This is a genomic window from Vibrio sp. 378, from assembly GCF_033339435.1.
Genome location: NZ_JAWOUO010001083.1, coordinates 1 through 536 on the forward strand (window position 1 = coordinate 1; position 536 = coordinate 536).

Here is a 536-nt window from a genome sequence, read left to right on the forward strand (position 1 = left end):
TGCGTCTTTTGTGCGCCGCGTTCGCTACTTCAGTAAAGCGGTGTCGCTGTTCATTCGTTAAATCGCTCGCTTCGTAGCGAGGAGGGAGATCAGAATGCTTGCGTTGTACTGCCATCACTTCCTCCTTGGTTGATGGGTGTACTTATACTAAGTATATACACAGTTGCGCATAAATAGCGCCAAGATACCGAATTCTAAGCGATATCTCGTGCGCCAGTTCAAGGAAATTACGCAACTAAAAAAGCCACCCGAAGGTGGCTTAAAGCAATTCAGCATTTGTACCGATTATAGGTATTCGCACAAGTAAGCCGTTGCGTCTTTCACTTGCAGCTCAAATGATGAGTTACCTTCAACATCAAACGACTCACCGCTGCTGTAGGTTGTCCAATCGGCTTCACCTACGCGTTTCACCACGAGAGCACCTTTAACGACTGTCATGCGCTCAGGAGCCTGCGTACCAAATGTGTACTCGCCCGGAAGCATCACACCGACACTAACATCCTGTCCGTGCTGGTTAAAACCTAGTGACTTTACAC

General features: G+C 47.9%; 1 protein-coding gene. It reads right to left on the reverse strand.

Going from position 1 to position 536, the window contains the following annotated elements; all coding sequences use genetic code 11:
* Positions 1-285: 285 nt before the first annotated feature.
* The coding region (locus R7Q48_RS30490) for a pyrimidine/purine nucleoside phosphorylase (RefSeq protein WP_318134153.1) at positions 286-536 on the reverse strand (251 nt) is incomplete at its 5' end.